Origin of the sequence: Arenimonas sp. (assembly GCF_044353605.1) — a bacterium.
Classification (GTDB): Bacteria; Pseudomonadota; Gammaproteobacteria; order Xanthomonadales; family Xanthomonadaceae; genus Arenimonas.
Genome location: NZ_JBILBO010000002.1, coordinates 157,176 through 175,420, shown reverse-complemented (window position 1 = coordinate 175,420; position 18,245 = coordinate 157,176). Strand labels below are relative to the sequence as shown.

Here is an 18,245-nt window from a genome sequence, read left to right as displayed (position 1 = left end):
CCGCCAAAAAGAAAAACCCGGCCATTGGCCGGGTTTTTTCATTCCGCTTTCGGGGCGCTCGAGGGTGCCTCGGCCAGATTTTTCTTTTTGTCCCCGTCTTTCTTGAAATCGGTTTCGTACCACCCGGAACCGGCCAGGCGAAAACTGGGCGCGGTCACCTGACGGGACACGGCAGACTTGCCGCAAGCCGGGCAAATCGTCGGATCCGGGTCGGACATTTTCTGCAGGCGCTCGAAGCGGTGGCCGCAATCGGAACAGGCAAAATCATAAAGGGGCATGGGGCACCGGATGTCGTGAGGGTGGTGGGTAATTCGGGGCGGTTCAGCCGTTTTCAAGCGCGGCATAGGCGTCCAGCCAGCGGGCCTCGACCTGGGCACGCTCAGCCTCCAGCTTTTGCTGCTGCTGACCCAGCTGCAGGAGCACAGCGCCGCCATCAGACTGATACAACTCAGGCCGTGCCATCTCTTCTTGGATATGCACCAGTTGCGAATCCAGCTCCGCCATCCGGGCCTCCAGCTTTTCGACCTGCTTCTGCAGCTTGCCGAGCTCGGCCGTGGACTTCGGCGGTGCCTGTGGCTTGGCCGCTTCCGCTTTGGCCTCACTGCGGGCTTTGCTGGCGACCTGATCGGCTTTGTTGCCGCGTGCCTTCAGCCAAACGGCATATTCATCCAGATCGCCATTGAACGGATCGACGCGGCCATCGGCGACGCGCCAGAAGGTCTCACTGACCAAGCCGATCAAGTGGCGGTCATGCGAAACCAGCACGATGGCGCCGTCGAAGTCGCTAAGCGCCTCGGCCAAGGCCTCGCGCATGTCGATGTCGAGATGGTTGGTCGGTTCGTCGAGCAGCAGCACGTTCGGCTGCTGGTAGGCGATCAGCGCCAAGGCCAGCCGGGCACGCTCGCCCCCGGAAAAGCCGTCCACTGATTCGAAGGCGCGGTCACCGACGAAATACCACTGTCCGAGAAAATTACGCAACACCTGTTCGCCGGCATCCGGCGCGATTTCCTTCAGATGCCAAATCGGGCTCTGGCCTTCGGTCAGGCTTTCCACGGTGTGCTGGGCGAAATAACCGATGCGTAGGTCGGGATGCGCCACGCGCTCGCCATCCAACAGGGCCAGCTCGCCGACCAGGGTCTTCACCAGCGTGGATTTACCGGCGCCGTTCGGGCCGAGCAGACCGACGCGGTCGCCGGCTTCCAATCCGAAACCGACCTGATCCAGAATTTTCGTGTGGCCATAGCCGCAATCGGCCTGATTCAGACGGATCAGGGAGTGCGGCAGTTTGGCAGGTTGTCCGAACTGGATGTGCATGGCCCGTTCGGCACGCACGGCCTCGGTGCCGGCCAGTTTGGCCAATCGCTTCATGCGGGACTGGGCCTGCTTGGCCTTGCTGGCCTTGGCTTTGAAGCGGTCGATGAATTTCTGCAGATGCTCGCGCTCGGCCTGTTCCTTCTCAAAGCTGATCTGCTGCAGGCGCAGGTGCTCGGCACGCTGGCGTTCGAAGCTGGTGTAATCGCCGGTATAGAGCTTGGCCTTGCCTTCGTTCAGATGCAGCGTATGCGTACAGACGCCGTCGAGGAATTCGCGGTCGTGCGAAATCAGCATGATGGTGCCGGGATACCGCAACAGCCACTGCTCGAGCCAGAGCACGGCATCAAGATCGAGGTGGTTGGTTGGCTCATCGAGGAGCAGCAGATCCGAAGGCTTCATCAGTGCCCGCGCCAGATTCAGGCGCACGCGCCAACCGCCGGAGAAGTCAGAAACCGGGCGCAGATGGCTCTCGGCCCCGAAGCCCAGCCCGTGCAGGAGCTTGCCGGCCCGCGCCGGCGCGTCATAACCGTTCAGCTCATCCAGCTTCTGGTGCGCTTCGGCGACGGCATCGTAATCTTCGGCATCCATGGCGGCGGCTTCGGCACGGATGACATCAAACACGTCCTGATCGCCGCTGAGCACGAAATCCAGTGCTGAATCCGGCAAAGAAGGGGTTTCCTGGGCAACACTGGCGATACGCAGACGGGTCGGCATGTCGATATCGCCCTTGTCGGCATCGACCTCGCCAAGCACCGCCGCGAACAGGCTGGTCTTGCCGCAGCCGTTGCGGCCGACCACACCGACACGGGTCCCGGCATGCAGGGTCAGGTCGATATTGGAGAGCAACAGGCGCTCGCCGCGCCGAAGCGCGAAGTTACGGAATGCAATCATGCGGCGAAGACCGCCTGCAGTACCGCCATGCGCACGGACACCCCGTTACTGACCTGCTCGAAGATGACCGATTGATCGCCATCGGCAACCGCATCGGCAATCTCGACGCCGCGGTTCATGGGGCCCGGATGCATGACGATGGCATCAGGGGCGGCAAGCGCCAGTCGCCGTGGATCGAGGCCATAATCGTTGAAATAGCTTTCGGACGAACCGACCAAACCCTGCTCCATGCGCTCGCGTTGCAGGCGCAGCATCATCACCACATCGGCGCCGGCCACGGCTTCATCAAAACGGGACAGATGCTTGCAACCATCCAGCGTACCGTCACTCGGCATCAGGCTATCGGGACCGCAGACCCGGATCTCGCCGCAACCCAGAATTTTCAAGGCCTGCAGGCCGGATCGCGCGACCCGTGAATGCAGGATGTCGCCGGCAATCACCACGTTCAAACGTGAAAAATCCATGCCCTTGTGCTGACGGATGGTCAGCATGTCGAGCAAGCCTTGGGTCGGATGGTTGCTGCGGCCATCACCGGCATTGATGAAGCGGGTCTCAGGCTTCGCCGCCGCCACCAACGCACGCAGCTCACCGTCGATGGCAGTACGGACGACGAAGCAATCGACACCCATGGCTTCAAGTGTCCGCATGGTATCAATGGCGGTTTCACCCTTTTTGCCGCTTGAATTGGCCACCTCAAACGGCAAGACATCGGCACCGAGGCGGGTGGCTGCCAACATGAACGAGCTGCGGGTCCGAGTCGATGCCTCGAAAAAAAGCGGACAGACCGTCCTGCCCTGCAGTGTGCCGCGTAGACCGGTACCGCCAAGCGCTTGGTGGCGCAGTTCCTGCGCCCTGTCCAGCAAGGCCCGCAGTTGTCTGCGCTCAAGATCGGCTATGGAAAGAAGATGGTGCAAGCTCATGTGATTACGTCCAGATTGGTTCGGTTTTGGGGTTGCTGGAACCAGCGTTCCAGAATGATGACGGCCGCCCAGGCATCGAGCTGGTCGGCCTGGTGACGCTTACTTTCGCCGCGGGCACGGCTTTCGGCAAAACGCTGCGCGGCCTCGATTGATGTGTTGCGTTCGTCCATCAGGCTGATCGGCTTTCCGTAGCGGCTCTGCAAGTCGTGAGCAAACCGAAGTGCTCTGTCCCGTGCCGGCTGGCTTTCACCATCCTGTGTCAGCGGATTGCCGACCACCAGTCCATTCGGCATCCACTCACGCATCCAGGCATCCACGGACGGCCAATCCGGACCGCTGTCGAACACATCCAGAATGCCGACCGGTCGCGCCGTTCCCGACAGACTGTTGCCCACGGCAACTCCGGTGCGGCGTGCGCCGACATCGAAAGCCAATACCGTCAGTACCCCGTTCTGTTGCCAGTCCATCAGGCATGCCCTGCATGGCTGGACATCAGCGACAGATTGACCCCGATCTGCTGCGCGGCCGCTTGCCAACGCTCCGTGATCGGCGCATCGAAAATGATCTTTTCGGAAACCGGCGCATTCAGCCAGGCGTTTTCAGCCAACTCGTCTTCAAGTTGCCCGGCCGACCACCCGGAATAGCCCAGCAGAACCAGAAACCGATCCGGACCCTCGCCTGCCGCCAACGCCGTCAGGATGTCGCGGGAGGTGGAAACGGTCAATCCATTGCCTAAATGCAGGCTGGAATCCCAACTTCGACCGTCGCTGTGCAGGATAAATCCGCGTTCCGGACTGACCGGACCACCGGAGAGAACATTGACGGCGCGCAGGCGCGGATTCTGGCAAGGCATTCCAAGCTGATCGAACAATGATCCCAGCGTGAATTCGGAATCCTGATTCAGCACCAGACCCATGGCGCCCTGGGTGTCATGCTGGCAGATCAGGGACACCGAACGCGCGAAATAACCATCCTCCATGCCGGGCATGGCAATCAGCAGCTGTTCGGCGAGGCTCGTGGTGTTGGACATCTGCCTATTGTACCTTGCGGGCGTATTTTATTCGCCGTTCATTGAGTCCCCTGCCGGCTCAGGATAGACTAGCTTCATCCCGTCAACGACCCGCGAAGATGCCGAAATCCAGCCGATTCCCGAAAATCTTCGCCGCCGTCACCGTCCTGTTGGCAACTGCCGGGTTATCAACAGCCGTCAGCCAGAACAGCAAACCCGTTCCGACCGGCAACAATACCCAAGCCGCCTCCGTGACACGCGCCAATCCGAACCGGGTTCGCAACCTGCAGGGTGATGCCCGTGAAATGGAGCGCCTGGCCGAGGCTTTCATGCAGAAGAAGAAATTCCCGGGCATGGCCATGGCACTGGTTCAGGACGGCCGTGTGCTCTCCGCCCGCGGTTATGGCGTCACCGACATCCGGACCGGACAGACGGTCCGAAGCGATACGATTTTCCGGCTGGCCTCGCTTTCAAAAGGATTCGCTGCAAGCCTGACCGGCATTCTGGTGGAAGAACAGGCACTCGGTTGGGACACCCCGATCTCCAAGCAACTGCCGGCATTCAAGCTTCGGGATTACAGTGCCTCCCAAAAACTCACCGTCAGTGACATCCTCAGCCATCAGGTTGGTTTGGCCAAAAACACCTACGACCGCGATTTGGAAAGCAGCATACCCTACCCTTTATTGGCCGAGCGGCTTTCCGATGCCCCATTGACCTGTACACCTGGCGAATGCTATGGCTATCAGAACATCGCCTACAGTCTGATCGGCGACATGGTTTTTGCCGTCACCGGCGACTTCTATACCCATCAGGTCGAAGAAAAGATATTCATTCCGCTCGGCATGAAATCCGCCACCTATGGCCGGGTTTCCCTGATGGCCTCCGGCAATTGGGCGCGTCCACATAGCTACGGTGGCAAGGGCTGGGTTTCCGGCATGCCGAACGAAAATTACTACCATGTACCACCGGCCGCCGGCGTCAACGCCAGCATCACCGATATGGCCATCTGGCTGAATGCACAGCTCGGGCATTATCCCGATGTTCTTTCGCCGGAACTACTGCGCAAGACCCATACCCCCCTGGTCAATACCCCCGGCGAGTTACGTTCCTCAGGCTGGCGCAGCGAGCGCCTCAGCCGTGCCGAGTATGCTCTGGGCTGGCGCGTGTTCACCTATCAAGGCAGGAAGCTGATATTTCACGGCGGTGCAGTTCGGGGCTACCGCGGGCTGATCGCCTTTCTGCCTGAGGAGGATGTCGGAATCGTCGTTCTCTGGAACAGCGAGAGCGCCGCCCCATCGGCACTACTGCCGGCATGGATTGACCGGGCCCTGTCGATACCTGGCCGTAACTGGCTTGAGCTGGATGATTCCGGCACCGCCGCCCAAGACTAGGCATGAAAAAAGACGCCATCGGCGTCCTATTAAAAGCCCCCTCTTGACCTGGGCAGTATCAAGAGGGGGATGTTACGGTAATCGGTACAGCTAATTACATCACAGGCGCTGCCGGAGCGGCCGGAGCGGCAGCTTTCTTTTTAACTACTTTTTTTTTAGCAGCGGCTTTTTTGACTGCTTTTTTGGCGGCCGGTTTCTTGGCAGCTTTCTTGGCAGCTTTTTTCACCACTTTCTTAGCAGCGGTTTTTTTCACTGCTTTTTTGGCGGCTTTTTTGACGACTTTCTTGGCAGCCGCTTTTTTCACAGTTTTCTTAACGGCTTTTTTCGCAGCCTTTTTAACAACTTTCTTGGCAGCGGCTTTCTTTACAGTCTTTTTCACTGCTTTCTTGGCAGCGGCTTTCTTTACGACTTTCTTAGCGGCGGCTTTTTTAGCGGCCGGTTTCTTTGCAGCTTTCTTGGTAGCCATGGTCAACTCCTCGTCAGTTGGCTTTGGAACAATGGAATGAAGCGAAATGCCCAGTGAAACGTACACCGGGCAAATCGCCCGGCAAACTGCCGGCCGGGCGAACCCGGCTGGACAGATATTTCGCCACGGAATCCGTGGCTGAAATGAAAACACCCGGAACCTTCCGGAACCGGGCGTATGAATTCTGGTGCGACACTACCCGTTTCGAGACGCGTTTCGCGGAGGACAGGAATTTCTCAATTGCCGACGAACAATCGTTTGCGTCTGCTTGAATTGTTGAGAAAGTCTTGATCACTTGGCTCGTTATGTGGTGTATCTAGAATGAAAGCTAATCAAGTGATTTTGCAATGTCAACACCTTTTGCAAAAAAAATTCCCGGTCACGCCGGCGCGCTCGGCGGCGGCATCGACGCCAGAACATCGGTGAAAAAGCCGCACCAAACAAATTTATTTTGTATGCAGCCTACAAGCCTTGTAAATAAAGGCTTACAGCGCATGTTGATTTTATTTCACTGCAATAGAAATCTTCATCGATGCGGTTTCGGCATCTCGGGGACGGGCTCACAACCTGATAAATTACTTTAAGAAAAACCCGCCGGGCAACTTTTAAAAAACGCCGAAAAGGGCAAAAGTGCGCAAGTTTTCAGGGGCATTTCAAACCCTTGTAACGCCGCCCGCATCGGATCGAAACGGCGTTGATGGAACCGTTGGCAAGCAAGGGCGACGGGATTCGAAGAACAAAAAAAGGGCCGCCGGCATCGCCGACGGCCCTTTCCGAAATATCGGTCAGTGGCTTTCTTCTTCGATCAGGGCCGCGTATTCGTCCGGCGACAGAAGCTCGTTAAGCTGCTCGGCATCGTCAATCCGTACAGTGAACATCCAGCCTTCGCCATAGGCATCTTCATTGATGGTTTCCGGCTTATCAGACAAAGCCTCGTTCACGGCGGTAACCGTGCCGGTGACGGGACTGTAGACGTCGGATGCGGCCTTGACCGACTCGACCACAGCCGCGGCTGCGCCGACGGTCACGGTATCGCCCACGGCAGGCAACTCGACATACACCAGATCACCCAACAGGGATTGTGCATGCTCGGAAATTCCAACGGTAATCTGGCCGCCGTCTTCGATACGCGCCCACTCATGGGATTTCAGGAACTTCAAATCGCCGGGGATTTCGCTCATAACACTCTCTCGGTTTGTGGGATTCAGGTCAGGATAGTTTACCCCTAACGCACGCCTGCGTTAAGGGCGCGCATTAGACGCCGGGCTGGGGCTTACCATCACGGACGAACGGATATTTGACCATGCGCAGGGGATGTCGGCGGCCGCGGATGTCGACCTCGACCGCACCGACCGCGCCGGCGGGCACGCGGGCCAGTGCAATACCCTTTGAAAGGGTCGGTGAAAACGTTCCTGACAGGATTTCGCCATCACCGGCAGCGGAAAAAACCGCCTGGCCGTGACGCAAAACACCTTTGTCATCCATCACCAAACCAATCATCTGGCGGGCGCTACCGTCGGCAAGCTGTTTTTCAAGCACCGGACGACCGATGAAATCCCGGCCGTCGTCGAGTGCCACAGTCCAAGCCAGACCGGCTTCATAAGGACTGACGGCCTCATCCATGTCCTGGCCGTAAAGGGCCATGCCGGCCTCCAGTCGCAGGGTATCGCGTGCACCCAGACCGCACGGACGCACCCCGGCCAAGGTCAGGGCCTGCCAGAAGGCGATGGCACGGTCATCGGGAACCATGATTTCAAACCCATCCTCACCGGTGTAACCGGTTCGGGCGATGAAAAGCCCATCAGCCTCGCAGGCGACGAATTTGCCGAGTGCGGTAGCGCGTTCGGCACCCTCAGCGCTCAGCAAGGACAAAACCTTGGTGCGCGCATTCGGACCCTGCACCGCGACCATGGCAAGATCGGCGCGTTCCTTGAGCTGGATGTCGAAACCGGCGGCTTGGGCCGTCATCCAGGCCAGATCCTTGTCGCGGGTGGATGCGTTGACGACCACGCGGTAGAAAGCGTCATTCATGTAATAGACAATGAGATCATCGATGACGCCGCCGGCTTCATTGAGCATGCAGGAATAAAGCGCCTTGCCCGGGACTTTCAGTTTCTCGATGGAATTGGCAATCAACCGGCGCAGATAGGCGCGGGCGCCGGCACCGTGCGCATCGATGACGGTCATATGCGAGACATCGAACATGCCGGCATCATTGCGGACGGCATGATGCTCTTCGATCTGGGATCCGTAATGAATGGGCATATCCCAACCCCCGAAGTCGACCATTTTGGCGCCGGCTTCGCGGTGGGTCTGGTTGTAGATGGTTTTCTGGATCATGGCATTCCCGATGGCAGCGGCAAACACCTATTATCGCATAGCGTCCCGATCAATCGGCGAGGCCGACCTTCAGGATGCCATCATCCACAGCAATGACGGTGACGCGCGATCCCAGAGGGGCATCGGGTCCATGAACCTGCCAGAACGCATCGCCCACCTTCACCCGGCCATGGCCATTGACAATCGCACTCTCCAGAATCAACACCAAACCTAGCATTTGCTGGTTTTTTTGGTTGAGCAAGGGGTGATCGGTTTCATTGGCTTTGCCGCGGAAATACCTGAAATACACCGCTACGGACACAAACGAGAAAATGACAAACAATAACGTTTGCATGACTACACTCAGTGGCAGGCCAAGCAGCACGAGAAGGAATACACCTGCAGCAGCAAAGCCAAACCATAGCAGGAATATTCCAGGCGCGAGGGTTTCAAGGCCAATCAACACCAAGGCCAAGACAGCCCAAACAATCGCGGCGTTACTCATTTGGATTTATCCGTGTTATCGGCCTTATGTTTATCCAAACTGGCTCTTGCCAATTCAGCAATGCCCGCAATAGAGCCCATCACACCAGTGACTTCGGTTGGTAGAATCATCAGTTTTTGGTTTGGGGAATCAGCGAACTTGCCCAAAGCCTCAACATACTTTTGTGCCACAAAGTAATTGATGGCTTGCACGTCACCATGCGAAATAGCGTCCGAAACCATTTGGGTGGCTTTGGCCTCTGCTTCGGCTAGACGCTCACGCGCCTCAGCTTCACGAAAGGCGGCTTCTTTGCGTCCTTCAGCCGATAAAATAGCAGCTTGCTTTTCACCTTCAGCACGAAGAATCTCGGCCTGACGAAAACCCTCTGCTTCCAGAATGTTAGCGCGCTTTTCGCGCTCAGCTTTCATCTGCCGAGCCATGGATTCCACCAAATCACGAGGCGGTTGAATATCTTTCAATTCGATTCGATTAACTTTGATGCCCCACGGATGCGTAGCGGTATCCACTACGTTTAGCAACTTGGCATTGATTTCATCTCGCTTGGACAAGGATTCATCCAGGTCCATCGAACCGATAGCGGTCCTGATGTTGGTCATGACCAAAGCGATGGTGGCCTGTTGTAGATCGGATACTTCATAGGCGGCCTTGGCGGCGTCGAGCACTGAGAAAAAAACCACGCCGTCCACTTTCACCACGGCATTGTCTTTAGTGATTACATCCTGCGAGGGGATTTCCAGAACCTGCTCCATCATGTTCACTTTGCGACCCACGTCGTACATGATTGGAATCAGAAAATGCAAGCCGGGCTGCAGAGACCGAGTGTATTTACCGAAGCGTTCGACCGTCCACTGGAACCCCTGCGGAACCATGCGCACCATTTTCATTAGCGCTAGGGCAGCAAAGAACAGGAGTGCGAAGATAATAAAAGTATTCATGAATGGCTCCTAGCAGGTATTACAGCCATTATAGAGCTATTCAACAGCCGTGCGACCATTTCCGACTCCAAGGCATCTTATAGACAGTGAGCCATGCATCCCATTTCGCTATTGATGTTCCCGACAGCCTGATCCAGCGCGCGAAACGTGGTGACAGGCAGGCTTTCGAGCAGATTTACCGCTGGTTCGAACGGCCGATTTACACCCTGGGACTGCGCCTGTGCGGGCAGCCCGCCGAGGCCCAGGAGGTTCTGCAGGACTCTATGATCAAGGTCATGACCCGGATCGGCGAATTCAAAGGCCAGTCCCCGTTCTGGGGCTGGCTTCGGCAGATTGCGGTGAATGAAGCCCTGATGCGACTCCGGCGCAGCGCGAAAGGTTTCAAGGAGGAAGATGTGTACGACTCGGATCTGGCCGACAACGGCACCGCGATGCCGCCGCAGGCGGCCGAAGCGGCGCAGATGATCGAGGCCCTGCAGACACTTCCGGCAATCACCCGCTCCGTACTCTGGCTTTACCACGTGGAAGGCTTTACCCATGAAGAAATCGCCGGACAAATGGGGAAAACACCCTCCTTTTCAAAATCACAGCTTTCCCGCGGCACCCGAAAACTCCGTGACACCCTGGCCATCCGCCCCACTACAGGAACCGAATCATGAACACCGCCATTGATCTGCCGAATGCACTGCGTCAATTGCCGCTGGAAACACCGGCAACCAGTGCATGGCCCGGTCTGCAGCAACATCTGCCACAAAAGCGGAGTTGGCCGAAGCCGGCATTGGCGCTAGTGGCCAGCACGGCATTGGCCGTACTGCTCTGGCAAACGCTTATTCACACGTCACCGCAGACCGTCGCAGGAACAGAGCAATCGGCAAAACAAACCGACATCCAGTCCCTGATGGATCATTCGGCACGTCTGGAAACCGCTTTCTACGCCCAGCAGGATGATGCCATCTCCAGCGCCAGCGTCATCGCCGCCAACCTCGGTATCGAAGACCAGCTGGCCGCCATTGATGCCGACCTCTCGCAGCAACCCTCTCCGGAACAAGCCCAAGCGCTTTGGCAGCAACGCGTCAATCTGCTCGACCAAGGCCTGCAACTCAACCGCACCAATGCCGACTTCAACGCCGTCGGCCGCAATTTCGATCTGGCCCTGGCCAGCACCAACTGAACCATCCCCCAAGGAGACTTCCATGTTCACCCCGAAAAACCTCATTCCGCTGATACTCGCCGCAGGCTTTCTTTCCACTACTGTATTCGGACAGGCCCCGAAAGTATCTGCCGAAGAACAGAAAGCCGCGCGTGCGGAAATCGAGCAGCTGAGCAAGCGTATCCAGGAGCTGTCGAAAAAGCTCGGCCCGGATGACCAGATGCAGATCACCATCATCGAAACCAAGCGCGACAGCGAAACCGGCACGGTCGAGCGCAGCGTCACTACCACCGCGCCGGCCGGCAAAGGTCCGGGGCGAGTCGAGGACAAGCGCGGTCCGAAACGGATTGAAATGTACCCTGCCGGTCCGCGAATCGGTCTGGGTGTGGTCATGGCGCCGAACAGTGGCAACGGCGTGAAAATCGCTGCGGTCAGCCCGAAAGGTCCGGCCAAGGATGCCGGACTTCTGGCCGGCGACGTTATCACGTCCATCAACGGCAAAAGCATCACCACCAAGGACCAGGCCGGCGTCGATCAGGCCCGTGCCGCGCTTGCCAATCTGAAGGAAGGACAGACCGTGAAACTGGCCTATACCCGAAGCGGCAAAACGGCCAATGCCACGCTGAAAGCCGGAAAAATCGAACCGCAGATGATCGTCAACCGCGAAACCCGCACAACCGGTCCCGGCGGCAATAAGGCGCCCTCATTCACTTATGCCACACGTTGGCAAGGCCTGAATATGGCCGAGCTCAATCCACAACTGGGCCGCTATTTCGGCACCAATAGCGGCGTGCTGGTACTGAGCCCGAAGGCGGAATTCCCGCAATTGCAGGCCGGCGACGTCATCACCAAAGTCAACGGCAAGCCAGTCGGCAAGTCACGTGACGTACTGCAAGCCATGCATGGTAAAAAAGAAGGTGAGAAAGTAACGCTCGACATCCTGCGCGACCGCAAGCCCCAGTCGGTCAGCATCAGCATGCCTAAAATGCCGCCCATGCCTCCGATGCCTCCATTGCCGCCCGGTCCACCGCGCGTTGCCATGCTGTTCGACAGTGCTGATGGCGGCCTATTGACCGAGAATCTGATCGGCGGCAGTGACCTGTTCCGCACAATCACTCTGGTCGGCCCGACATTGGATGAGGACCTCGAAATCGAAATCATCGAATCCGGGATCGGCGAGCCTCGCTGAACCCCACAATGTCCCGAAAAACCCGGCGCTGCCGGGTTTTTCACTTGGAGAGACCGAAACCGGTAACACCTATTAATATAGTGCGAGCAAGGAGACTGACATGACACTGCCCACCACCGGAAACGATGACCGACTTATTCTCGGGTGCTGGCGTCTGCATGAGCGGACGCCGGATCAAATCGCCCTGCTTCTGGAAGCTGCACTGGAATCCGGTATCCGGCAATTCGACCATGCCGACATCTACGGTTCGGGCAGCAGTGAACGCCTGTTCACCCAGGCCATGCAGACGCTGGGCTGTAAGCGGGAATCCGTCGTTCTCCAGAGTAAATGCGGTATCCGCGAAGGTTTCTACGACAGCAGTGCCCAGCACATCCTGAATTCGGTCGACGGAATACTCAGCCGATTGGACACCGAGTACATTGATACTCTCCTGCTGCACCGGCCTGATGCCCTGATGGAACCGGCGGAAGTCGCCGAAGCCTTCAACCATCTGCAGGCTGTTGGCAAGGTCCTGCGTTTCGGCGTCAGCAACTTCCGGCCGATGCAGATCGAGCTGCTGCAGTCGGCGCTCAATCAACCCCTGTGCGCCAATCAAGTTCAATTCGGCCTGGCCCATACCGGCCCGATTGATGCCGCCCTGCAGGCCAACACCCGTTTCGGTGGCAGTCTTGACCGCGACGGTTCGGTCATCGATTATTGCCGCATGAATGGGCTGCGCGTGCAGGCCTGGTCGCCGCTGCAGTTCGGCATGTTCGAAGGTAATTTCCTCGGTCATCCGGATTTCGCGGAACTGAACCATGAACTCAATAATATGGCGCAGATCTACGGCTGCAGTGCCGGCGCCATCGCCATCGCCTGGATACTCCGGCATACGGCGAATCTGCAGGTCCTGCTCGGCAGCACAGATCCACAGCGACTGAAATCAATAGCCACGGCAACCGGCGTTAGCCTGCAGCGCGAGCACTGGTATGCGCTCTACCGCGCGGCTGGGAATCCCCTGCCCTGAGCCTGCGGGCTTGCCCTATCCTGCGCCGTAGACTACCCTTTGACGGTCACCTTCTTCGGATTTCCCCATGAGCGCAGTGCTTTTCGGACTTTTCGGCCTCAGCTGCCTGCTGGCCATCGCTTGGCTGTTTTCCAATAACCGGGGCGCCATTGATTGGCGATTGATTTCCACCGGCGTGCTGCTTCAGGTCCTGTTCGCTGCATTCGTATTGCTGACACCCTTCGGGGCCGCCGTGTTCGGGGCCGCCGCACATGCATTCGTTACGGTTTCCGGCTTTACCACGGAAGGTGCCCGAATGATTTTCGGTGACCTGGCAACGGCCGACAAATTTGGTTTCATTTTCGTGTTCCAGGTATTGCCGACGGTGATTTTCTTTGCTGCGCTCACTGCCGTCCTCTATCATCTGGGCATTCTCCAGATGGTCGTCAAAGGCATGGCATGGGCAATTACCAAAGTCATGCGCTTGTCGGGCGCTGAAACCACCTCGGTATGTGCCAGCGTGTTCATCGGCCAAACCGAAGCACCGCTGACGGTTCGTCCCTACATCGGCAAGATGACCGAGTCTGAACTGCTGACCATGATGATCGGCGGTATGGCGCATATCGCCGGCGGCGTGATGGCCACCTACGTAGCCATGCTGGGCGGAACCGACCCGGAATTGCAGGCTTTCTATGCCAAACATTTCCTTGCAGCTTCCATCATGGCCGCTCCGGCAACCTTCCTGGTGGCCAAGATGCTGATACCGGAAACCGGTGAGCCCCTGACGCGCGGCAACATTAAAGTAGAAGTGGAAAAAACCTCGGCCAACATCATCGATGCCGCCGCCGCCGGCGCTGCCGACGGTGTCAAGCTGGCCATCAACATTGCCGCCATGCTGCTGGCTTTCGTAGCGCTCATCGCCATGATCAACGCCATCATCGGCTGGTTTGGTGATTTGCATCTATCCGGCTATCAGAGCCTGAACATGATGCTCAATCAGGGCGCCGCCGCAGGTGCTACACCGATAACGCTCAATCTCGGCCTGATTCTCGGCTACGTCCTGGCCCCGATTGCCTGGGTGATCGGGATTGAGTGGAACGATGCGGTCATCGCCGGTGGTTTGATCGGCCAGAAAATCGTACTCAATGAGTTCATCGCCTATCTGCAGCTGTCTCAAATTCCGGTCGGCGAAGGTGTTGGCGCCATCAGCGAGCATTCACGCCTGATTCTGACTTACGCACTGTGCGGCTTTGCCAACTTCGCTTCGATTGCCATTCAGATCGGCGGCATTGGTTCATTGGCACCCGAGCGCCGTTCCGATCTGGCGCGCTTCGGTCTGCGCGCCGTTCTCGGTGGCACGATTGCTACGCTGATGACCGCGACCATCGCCGGCGTCCTGCTCCAGCTCGGCGGCTGATTATGATTGTCGTGGTAGGCAGCTACAACCAGGATCTGGTGTGGCGCACGCCACGGTTTCCAAAAGCCGGTGAAACCCGCACCGGCCATTTTTCCCAAGGCCCGGGCGGCAAAGGTTTCAATCAAGCCATGGCCGCACACCGCCTTGGTGGAAATGCTCTGTTCATCGCCGCCATTGGTGATGACGCCCTCGGCAAACATGCCATCACCTTGGCGGAGTCGGTGGGACTGCGCTGCGCCTGGCAACGATGCAACGGCAGCGCCACCGGCAATGCCGCCATCTGGCTGAACGCCGACGGCCAAAATCAAATTCTGGTGGATTTGGCCGCGAATACCTTGCTGTCACCGGCGCATATTTCCAGACACACCGAATCCATCCGCAACGCACGGATTGTATTGCTTCAGCAGGAAGCCAATGCCGCTGCCAGCTTGGCAGCGATGCACATTGCCAAGGCCGCCGGCGTGCGCAGCATCGTCAATCCGGCGCCGGCATCCGAATTCGCTGCCGAGCTGCAGGCATTGGCTGATATTCTGAGCCCGAACGAAAGCGAATTCGCCGCGTTGCTACAGGCCCAGGGCGAAGACATCACTGCGGAAAGCATTGCGCAACGGGATGCCGGCACATTGCATGCCTTGGCCCGCAAACTGCCCTGTCCCGATACCGTAATTACGCTGGGCGCACGCGGTGCCGTGCTCAGCACGCCCCACGGATTCCACGAATTCACGCCACCGAAAGTCAGCGTCAAAGACAGCACCGGCGCCGGTGATTGCTTCAACGGCGCACTGGCGGCGGAGCTGGCGCATGGATCGGCATTGCCGGATGCCTGTGCCTTCGCGGTCGTGGCGGCCTCCTGCAAGGTCGAGCGCGCGGGTGCGGCACTGGCCATGCCGAGCCGAGCCGACATCACTGCCCGTTTCGGCTGAACATGCACATCGGGCCGCATGCCATTTCGCCAAACCTGATCCTGGCACCGATGGCCGGCGTCACCGACAAGCCGTTTCGGATGCTGTGCAAAAAAATGGGCGCGGGCCTCTGCGTCTCGGAGATGACCATTTCCGATTCGCGTTTCTGGCGAACCAATAAGTCAGTGCATCGCATGGATCACTCCGATGAGCCGTCGCCGATATCGGTGCAGATTGCCGGAACCGATCCGGCACAGCTGGCGGAAGCGGCACGCTTCAATGTCGATCATGGCGCGCAGATCATCGATATCAACATGGGCTGCCCGGCCAAGAAGGTCTGTAATGTTTTAGCCGGCTCGGCATTGATGCGCGATGAAAAACTGGTTGCCGCAATCCTGAGTGCCACCGTCAATGCTGTCGATGTGCCGGTCACCCTGAAAATCCGCACCGGCTGGAGTCCCGAATCCCGAAACGCTCTGGCCATCGCCAGAATCGCCGAAGACTGCGGCATCCAATCGCTGGCCATCCATGGCCGCACGCGCCAGGATTTTTATACCGGCCTGGCCGAATACGACACCATCGCCGAAGTCAAACAAGCGCTGCGCATTCCAGTGGTGGCCAACGGCGACATCACTGATCCACTCAAGGCCAAGTTCGTTCTGGAATACACCAAGGCCGATGCGGTGATGATTGGGCGCGCCGCACAGGGCCGGCCCTGGATTTTCCGGCATATCCACCATTATCTTGAAACCGGCGAACTGCTATCGGAACCGCCGGTGGCATTCATTGCCGAAACCCTGCTCGGCCATCTGCGGCACCTGCATGAATTCTACGGCGAGCTGCAGGGCGTGCGCATCGCACGCAAACATTTAGGTTGGTACAGCGCCGAACAGGACAATGCCGCCGAATTCCGGGCACGGGTCAACAAGGCCGAAACGGCGCATGAGCAGATGGCAATCACCGAGGATTACTTCTCGGGTTTGGTGGCTTAAGCCAGCGTCGCATCCAAGGTCACCGGCACTGCCAGCGCGCGCGAAATCACGCAGCCGGCTTTGGCGGCTTCGGCAATCTCGGCGAACTGCGCTGAAGTGATTCCCGGCACCTTGGCCAGCACGATCAGATGCACGCCGGTCACGGTCGGTCCCGGATCCATGCCCGGCTCCATCATCGCTTCGGCCCGGGTTTCAATCCGGTCCGGCGTGAATCCGGCTTTGCCGAGCACCGCAGACAGCGCCATGCTGAAGCAGCCGGCATGCGCGGCAGCCAGCAGTTCTTCCGGATTGGTGCCCTTCTCGTCGCCGAAGCGGGTTTTGAAGGAATAGTTCTGGTCAGTGAACAGCCCGCTCTGCGGCGTACTCATGCTGCCCTTTCCGGCAATCAGATCGCCTTCCCAACGTGCGCTTGCGATGCGTTTAAATCCCATGACAATCCCCTGTAAATGCTTGTTTGGAATGGCTACTTTAGCAAATTCCCGGCCGGTTGAACGGGGGCTAAACCGGAGGGGTCAAAAAGTTGATGCGTACCGGGGCGTTTGCCTGTATTCTATGCGCTCCCCAAGTTGTATCTTTCTATCTCGATTAAAGGATATATGCCGCGATGAGCAACTACCTGTTCACTTCCGAGTCGGTCTCCGAAGGCCACCCGGACAAACTCGCCGACCAGATTTCCGATGCCGTCCTCGACGCCATCCTGGCCCAGGACAAGCACGCCCGCGTGGCCTGCGAAACCCTGGTGAAAACCGGCGCCGCCATCGTGGCCGGTGAAATCACCACCTCGGCCTGGGTCGACATCGAAGCCCTGGCCCGCAAGGTCATCAACGACATCGGCTACAACAACTCGGACGTCGGTTTCGACGGCCACACCTGCGCCATCATCAACATGATCGGCAAGCAGTCGGTCGACATCAACCAAGGCGTCGACCGCAAGCGCCCGGAAGACCAAGGCGCCGGTGACCAGGGCCTGATGTTCGGCTACGCCACCAATGAGACCGAAAGCTTCATGCCGGCCGCCATCCATCTGTCACACCGTCTGGTCGAGCGCCAAGCAAAAGTGCGCAAGCAGAAGAATTCGCCGCTGCCCTGGCTGCGTCCGGACGCCAAGAGCCAAGTCACCCTGCGCTATGAAGGCGACAAAGCCGTGGGCATTGACGCTGTGGTGCTGTCGACCCAGCATGATCCGGGCATCAAGCAGAAGGACCTGATTGAAGCCGTGCGCGCGCACGTGATCGATCCGGTATTGCCAGGCAAACTGCTGCACAAAGGCACCAAGTACCACATCAATCCAACCGGCAAGTTCGAAATCGGTGGCCCGGTGGGCGACTGCGGCCTGACCGGCCGCAAGATTATCGTCGACACTTACGGCGGCTGGGCCCGCCATGGCGGCGGTGCATTCTCGGGCAAGGATCCGTCCAAGGTCGACCGTTCGGCAGCCTACGCTGCCCGTTACGTTGCCAAGAACGTGGTCGCCGCCGGTCTGGCCGACCGCTGTGAGGTACAGGTCAGCTACGCCATCGGTGTGGCTGAACCGACCTCGATTTCGGTCACCACTTTCGGCACCGGCAAGATTCCGGATGTACAGATTGAAAAACTGATCCGCGGCCACTTCGACCTGCGCCCTTACGGCATCAGCAAGATGCTGGACCTGCTGCACCCGATTTACCAGCGCACTGCCAGCTACGGCCACTTCGGCCGCAAGCCACAGGAAGTCAGCTATGTCGACGGTCACGGCAAAACCCACAAAGCCACTGCTTTTAGTTGGGAGAAAACCGACGTCGCCGATGCCCTGCGCAAGGCCGCGAAACTGAAGTAATCCGGAAACGGGGGCGGTCAATTCGCTCCCGTTTTCACATGTCA

At 58.3% G+C, this 18,245-nt stretch carries 20 protein-coding genes; 9 read left to right on the top strand and 11 right to left on the bottom strand.

The genetic code is table 11. The features are described from left to right. Positions 1–38: 38 nt before the first annotated feature. The 5 genes from ACIQ1A_RS02130 to ACIQ1A_RS02110 are packed head-to-tail and all read right to left on the bottom strand — an operon-like array spanning position 39 to position 4,155. Positions 39–278 carry an FmdB family zinc ribbon protein gene (locus ACIQ1A_RS02130; protein ID WP_395769431.1) on the bottom strand — a complete coding sequence of 80 codons (240 nt, stop codon included), beginning with the start codon at positions 276–278 and terminating at the stop codon, positions 39–41. A 43-nt stretch (positions 279–321) separates the two neighbouring features. Beyond that, positions 322–2,205: an ABC-F family ATP-binding cassette domain-containing protein gene (locus ACIQ1A_RS02125; protein ID WP_395769430.1), complete on the bottom strand. Its 1,884-nt coding sequence runs from the start codon at positions 2,203–2,205 to the stop codon at positions 322–324. Then, positions 2,202–3,125 (bottom strand): aspartate carbamoyltransferase catalytic subunit, encoded by a 924-nt coding sequence (locus ACIQ1A_RS02120; protein ID WP_395769429.1) that lies wholly within the window; start codon positions 3,123–3,125, stop codon positions 2,202–2,204. The genes ACIQ1A_RS02125 and ACIQ1A_RS02120 overlap by 4 nt, the downstream gene beginning before the upstream one ends. Beyond that, entirely contained in the window at positions 3,122–3,592 is a 471-nt protein-coding gene (ruvX, locus tag ACIQ1A_RS02115) for a Holliday junction resolvase RuvX (RefSeq protein WP_395769428.1), read from the bottom strand. The genes ACIQ1A_RS02120 and ruvX overlap by 4 nt, the downstream gene beginning before the upstream one ends. Then, positions 3,592–4,155, bottom strand: a complete 564-nt coding sequence (locus ACIQ1A_RS02110; protein ID WP_395769427.1) for a YqgE/AlgH family protein — start codon at positions 4,153–4,155, stop codon at positions 3,592–3,594. Before ACIQ1A_RS02110 ends, ruvX begins: the two co-directional genes overlap by 1 nt. A 98-nt stretch (positions 4,156–4,253) precedes the next feature. On the opposite strand from ACIQ1A_RS02110, the gene ACIQ1A_RS02105 reads away from it, so the two are divergent. After that, positions 4,254–5,525, top strand: coding sequence for a serine hydrolase domain-containing protein (locus tag ACIQ1A_RS02105; RefSeq protein ID WP_395769426.1), 1,272 nt, complete (start codon positions 4,254–4,256; stop codon positions 5,523–5,525). 94 nt (positions 5,526–5,619) lie between these two features. On the opposite strand, the gene ACIQ1A_RS02100 is transcribed toward ACIQ1A_RS02105, so the two are convergent. The 5 genes from ACIQ1A_RS02100 to ACIQ1A_RS02080 all read right to left on the bottom strand — a co-directional run bounded on the left by ACIQ1A_RS02100 (position 5,620) and on the right by ACIQ1A_RS02080 (position 9,750). Beyond that, positions 5,620–5,991: a hypothetical protein gene (locus ACIQ1A_RS02100; RefSeq protein WP_395769425.1), complete on the bottom strand. Its 372-nt coding sequence runs from the start codon at positions 5,989–5,991 to the stop codon at positions 5,620–5,622. 785 nt (positions 5,992–6,776) lie between these two features. Next, the gene (gene gcvH / locus ACIQ1A_RS02095; protein WP_395769424.1) at positions 6,777–7,172 is read right to left on the bottom strand and encodes a glycine cleavage system protein GcvH; all 396 of its coding nucleotides are present in this window, start codon (positions 7,170–7,172) and stop codon (positions 6,777–6,779) included. Between the two features lie 73 nt (positions 7,173–7,245). After that, complete coding sequence (gene gcvT, locus ACIQ1A_RS02090; RefSeq protein ID WP_395769423.1) at positions 7,246–8,331, bottom strand: glycine cleavage system aminomethyltransferase GcvT; 1,086 nt, start codon at positions 8,329–8,331, stop codon at positions 7,246–7,248. Positions 8,332–8,380: 49 nt separating this feature from the next. Further along, positions 8,381–8,815: an NfeD family protein gene (locus ACIQ1A_RS02085; protein ID WP_395769422.1), complete on the bottom strand. Its 435-nt coding sequence runs from the start codon at positions 8,813–8,815 to the stop codon at positions 8,381–8,383. After that, positions 8,812–9,750 (bottom strand): SPFH domain-containing protein, encoded by a 939-nt coding sequence (locus ACIQ1A_RS02080; protein WP_395769421.1) that lies wholly within the window; start codon positions 9,748–9,750, stop codon positions 8,812–8,814. The genes ACIQ1A_RS02085 and ACIQ1A_RS02080 overlap by 4 nt, the downstream gene beginning before the upstream one ends. Positions 9,751–9,836: 86 nt before the next feature. Here ACIQ1A_RS02080 and ACIQ1A_RS02075 point away from each other — a divergent pair, with 86 nt between their 5' ends. From ACIQ1A_RS02075 to dusB, 7 genes are all read left to right on the top strand, one after another. Next, entirely contained in the window at positions 9,837–10,409 is a 573-nt protein-coding gene (locus tag ACIQ1A_RS02075; protein WP_395769420.1) for an RNA polymerase sigma factor, read from the top strand. Beyond that, entirely contained in the window at positions 10,406–10,921 is a 516-nt protein-coding gene (locus tag ACIQ1A_RS02070; protein ID WP_395769419.1) for a hypothetical protein, read from the top strand. The genes ACIQ1A_RS02075 and ACIQ1A_RS02070 overlap by 4 nt, the downstream gene beginning before the upstream one ends. Positions 10,922–10,943: 22 nt before the next feature. Continuing rightward, complete coding sequence (locus ACIQ1A_RS02065) at positions 10,944–12,089, top strand: PDZ domain-containing protein (RefSeq protein ID WP_395769418.1); 1,146 nt, start codon at positions 10,944–10,946, stop codon at positions 12,087–12,089. Between the two features lie 100 nt (positions 12,090–12,189). Then, complete coding sequence (locus ACIQ1A_RS02060) at positions 12,190–13,095, top strand: aldo/keto reductase family oxidoreductase (protein WP_395769417.1); 906 nt, start codon at positions 12,190–12,192, stop codon at positions 13,093–13,095. A 67-nt stretch (positions 13,096–13,162) separates the two neighbouring features. After that, positions 13,163–14,491, top strand: a complete 1,329-nt coding sequence (locus tag ACIQ1A_RS02055; RefSeq protein WP_395769416.1) for a NupC/NupG family nucleoside CNT transporter — start codon at positions 13,163–13,165, stop codon at positions 14,489–14,491. Between the two features lie 2 nt (positions 14,492–14,493). Continuing rightward, on the top strand, positions 14,494–15,414 hold the full coding sequence (locus ACIQ1A_RS02050; protein WP_395769415.1) for a ribokinase: 921 nt from the start codon (positions 14,494–14,496) through the stop codon (positions 15,412–15,414). 2 nt (positions 15,415–15,416) lie between these two features. Further along, entirely contained in the window at positions 15,417–16,385 is a 969-nt protein-coding gene (gene dusB, locus ACIQ1A_RS02045; RefSeq protein ID WP_395769414.1) for a tRNA dihydrouridine synthase DusB, read from the top strand. Here dusB and ACIQ1A_RS02040 read toward each other — a convergent pair. Beyond that, positions 16,382–16,816 carry an OsmC family protein gene (locus tag ACIQ1A_RS02040; protein WP_395769413.1) on the bottom strand — a complete coding sequence of 145 codons (435 nt, stop codon included), beginning with the start codon at positions 16,814–16,816 and terminating at the stop codon, positions 16,382–16,384. The two genes, dusB and ACIQ1A_RS02040, sit on opposite strands and share 4 nt — an antisense overlap. Before the next feature lie 173 nt (positions 16,817–16,989). Between ACIQ1A_RS02040 and metK the strand changes: the two genes are divergently transcribed. Further along, the gene (metK, locus tag ACIQ1A_RS02035; RefSeq protein WP_395769412.1) at positions 16,990–18,201 is read left to right on the top strand and encodes a methionine adenosyltransferase; all 1,212 of its coding nucleotides are present in this window, start codon (positions 16,990–16,992) and stop codon (positions 18,199–18,201) included. Positions 18,202–18,245: the final 44 nt, after the last annotated feature.

Excerpts from the sequence above, each read along its gene's own strand:
- ACIQ1A_RS02130 (WP_395769431.1), bottom strand. The coding sequence starts at position 278 with ATGCCCCTTTATGATTTTGCCTGTTCCGATTGCGGCCACCGCTTCGAG.
- ACIQ1A_RS02125 (WP_395769430.1), bottom strand. The coding sequence starts at position 2,205 with ATGATTGCATTCCGTAACTTCGCGCTTCGGCGCGGCGAGCGCCTGTTG.
- ACIQ1A_RS02120 (WP_395769429.1), bottom strand. The coding sequence starts at position 3,125 with ATGAGCTTGCACCATCTTCTTTCCATAGCCGATCTTGAGCGCAGACAA.
- ruvX (WP_395769428.1), bottom strand. The coding sequence starts at position 3,592 with ATGGACTGGCAACAGAACGGGGTACTGACGGTATTGGCTTTCGATGTC.
- ACIQ1A_RS02110 (WP_395769427.1), bottom strand. The coding sequence starts at position 4,155 with ATGTCCAACACCACGAGCCTCGCCGAACAGCTGCTGATTGCCATGCCC.
- ACIQ1A_RS02105 (WP_395769426.1), top strand. The coding sequence starts at position 4,254 with ATGCCGAAATCCAGCCGATTCCCGAAAATCTTCGCCGCCGTCACCGTC.
- ACIQ1A_RS02100 (WP_395769425.1), bottom strand. The coding sequence starts at position 5,991 with ATGGCTACCAAGAAAGCTGCAAAGAAACCGGCCGCTAAAAAAGCCGCC.
- gcvH (WP_395769424.1), bottom strand. The coding sequence starts at position 7,172 with ATGAGCGAAATCCCCGGCGATTTGAAGTTCCTGAAATCCCATGAGTGG.
- gcvT (WP_395769423.1), bottom strand. The coding sequence starts at position 8,331 with ATGATCCAGAAAACCATCTACAACCAGACCCACCGCGAAGCCGGCGCC.
- ACIQ1A_RS02085 (WP_395769422.1), bottom strand. The coding sequence starts at position 8,815 with ATGAGTAACGCCGCGATTGTTTGGGCTGTCTTGGCCTTGGTGTTGATT.
- ACIQ1A_RS02080 (WP_395769421.1), bottom strand. The coding sequence starts at position 9,750 with ATGAATACTTTTATTATCTTCGCACTCCTGTTCTTTGCTGCCCTAGCG.
- ACIQ1A_RS02070 (WP_395769419.1), top strand. The coding sequence starts at position 10,406 with ATGAACACCGCCATTGATCTGCCGAATGCACTGCGTCAATTGCCGCTG.
- ACIQ1A_RS02065 (WP_395769418.1), top strand. The coding sequence starts at position 10,944 with ATGTTCACCCCGAAAAACCTCATTCCGCTGATACTCGCCGCAGGCTTT.
- ACIQ1A_RS02060 (WP_395769417.1), top strand. The coding sequence starts at position 12,190 with ATGACACTGCCCACCACCGGAAACGATGACCGACTTATTCTCGGGTGC.
- ACIQ1A_RS02055 (WP_395769416.1), top strand. The coding sequence starts at position 13,163 with ATGAGCGCAGTGCTTTTCGGACTTTTCGGCCTCAGCTGCCTGCTGGCC.
- ACIQ1A_RS02050 (WP_395769415.1), top strand. The coding sequence starts at position 14,494 with ATGATTGTCGTGGTAGGCAGCTACAACCAGGATCTGGTGTGGCGCACG.
- dusB (WP_395769414.1), top strand. The coding sequence starts at position 15,417 with ATGCACATCGGGCCGCATGCCATTTCGCCAAACCTGATCCTGGCACCG.
- ACIQ1A_RS02040 (WP_395769413.1), bottom strand. The coding sequence starts at position 16,816 with ATGGGATTTAAACGCATCGCAAGCGCACGTTGGGAAGGCGATCTGATT.
- metK (WP_395769412.1), top strand. The coding sequence starts at position 16,990 with ATGAGCAACTACCTGTTCACTTCCGAGTCGGTCTCCGAAGGCCACCCG.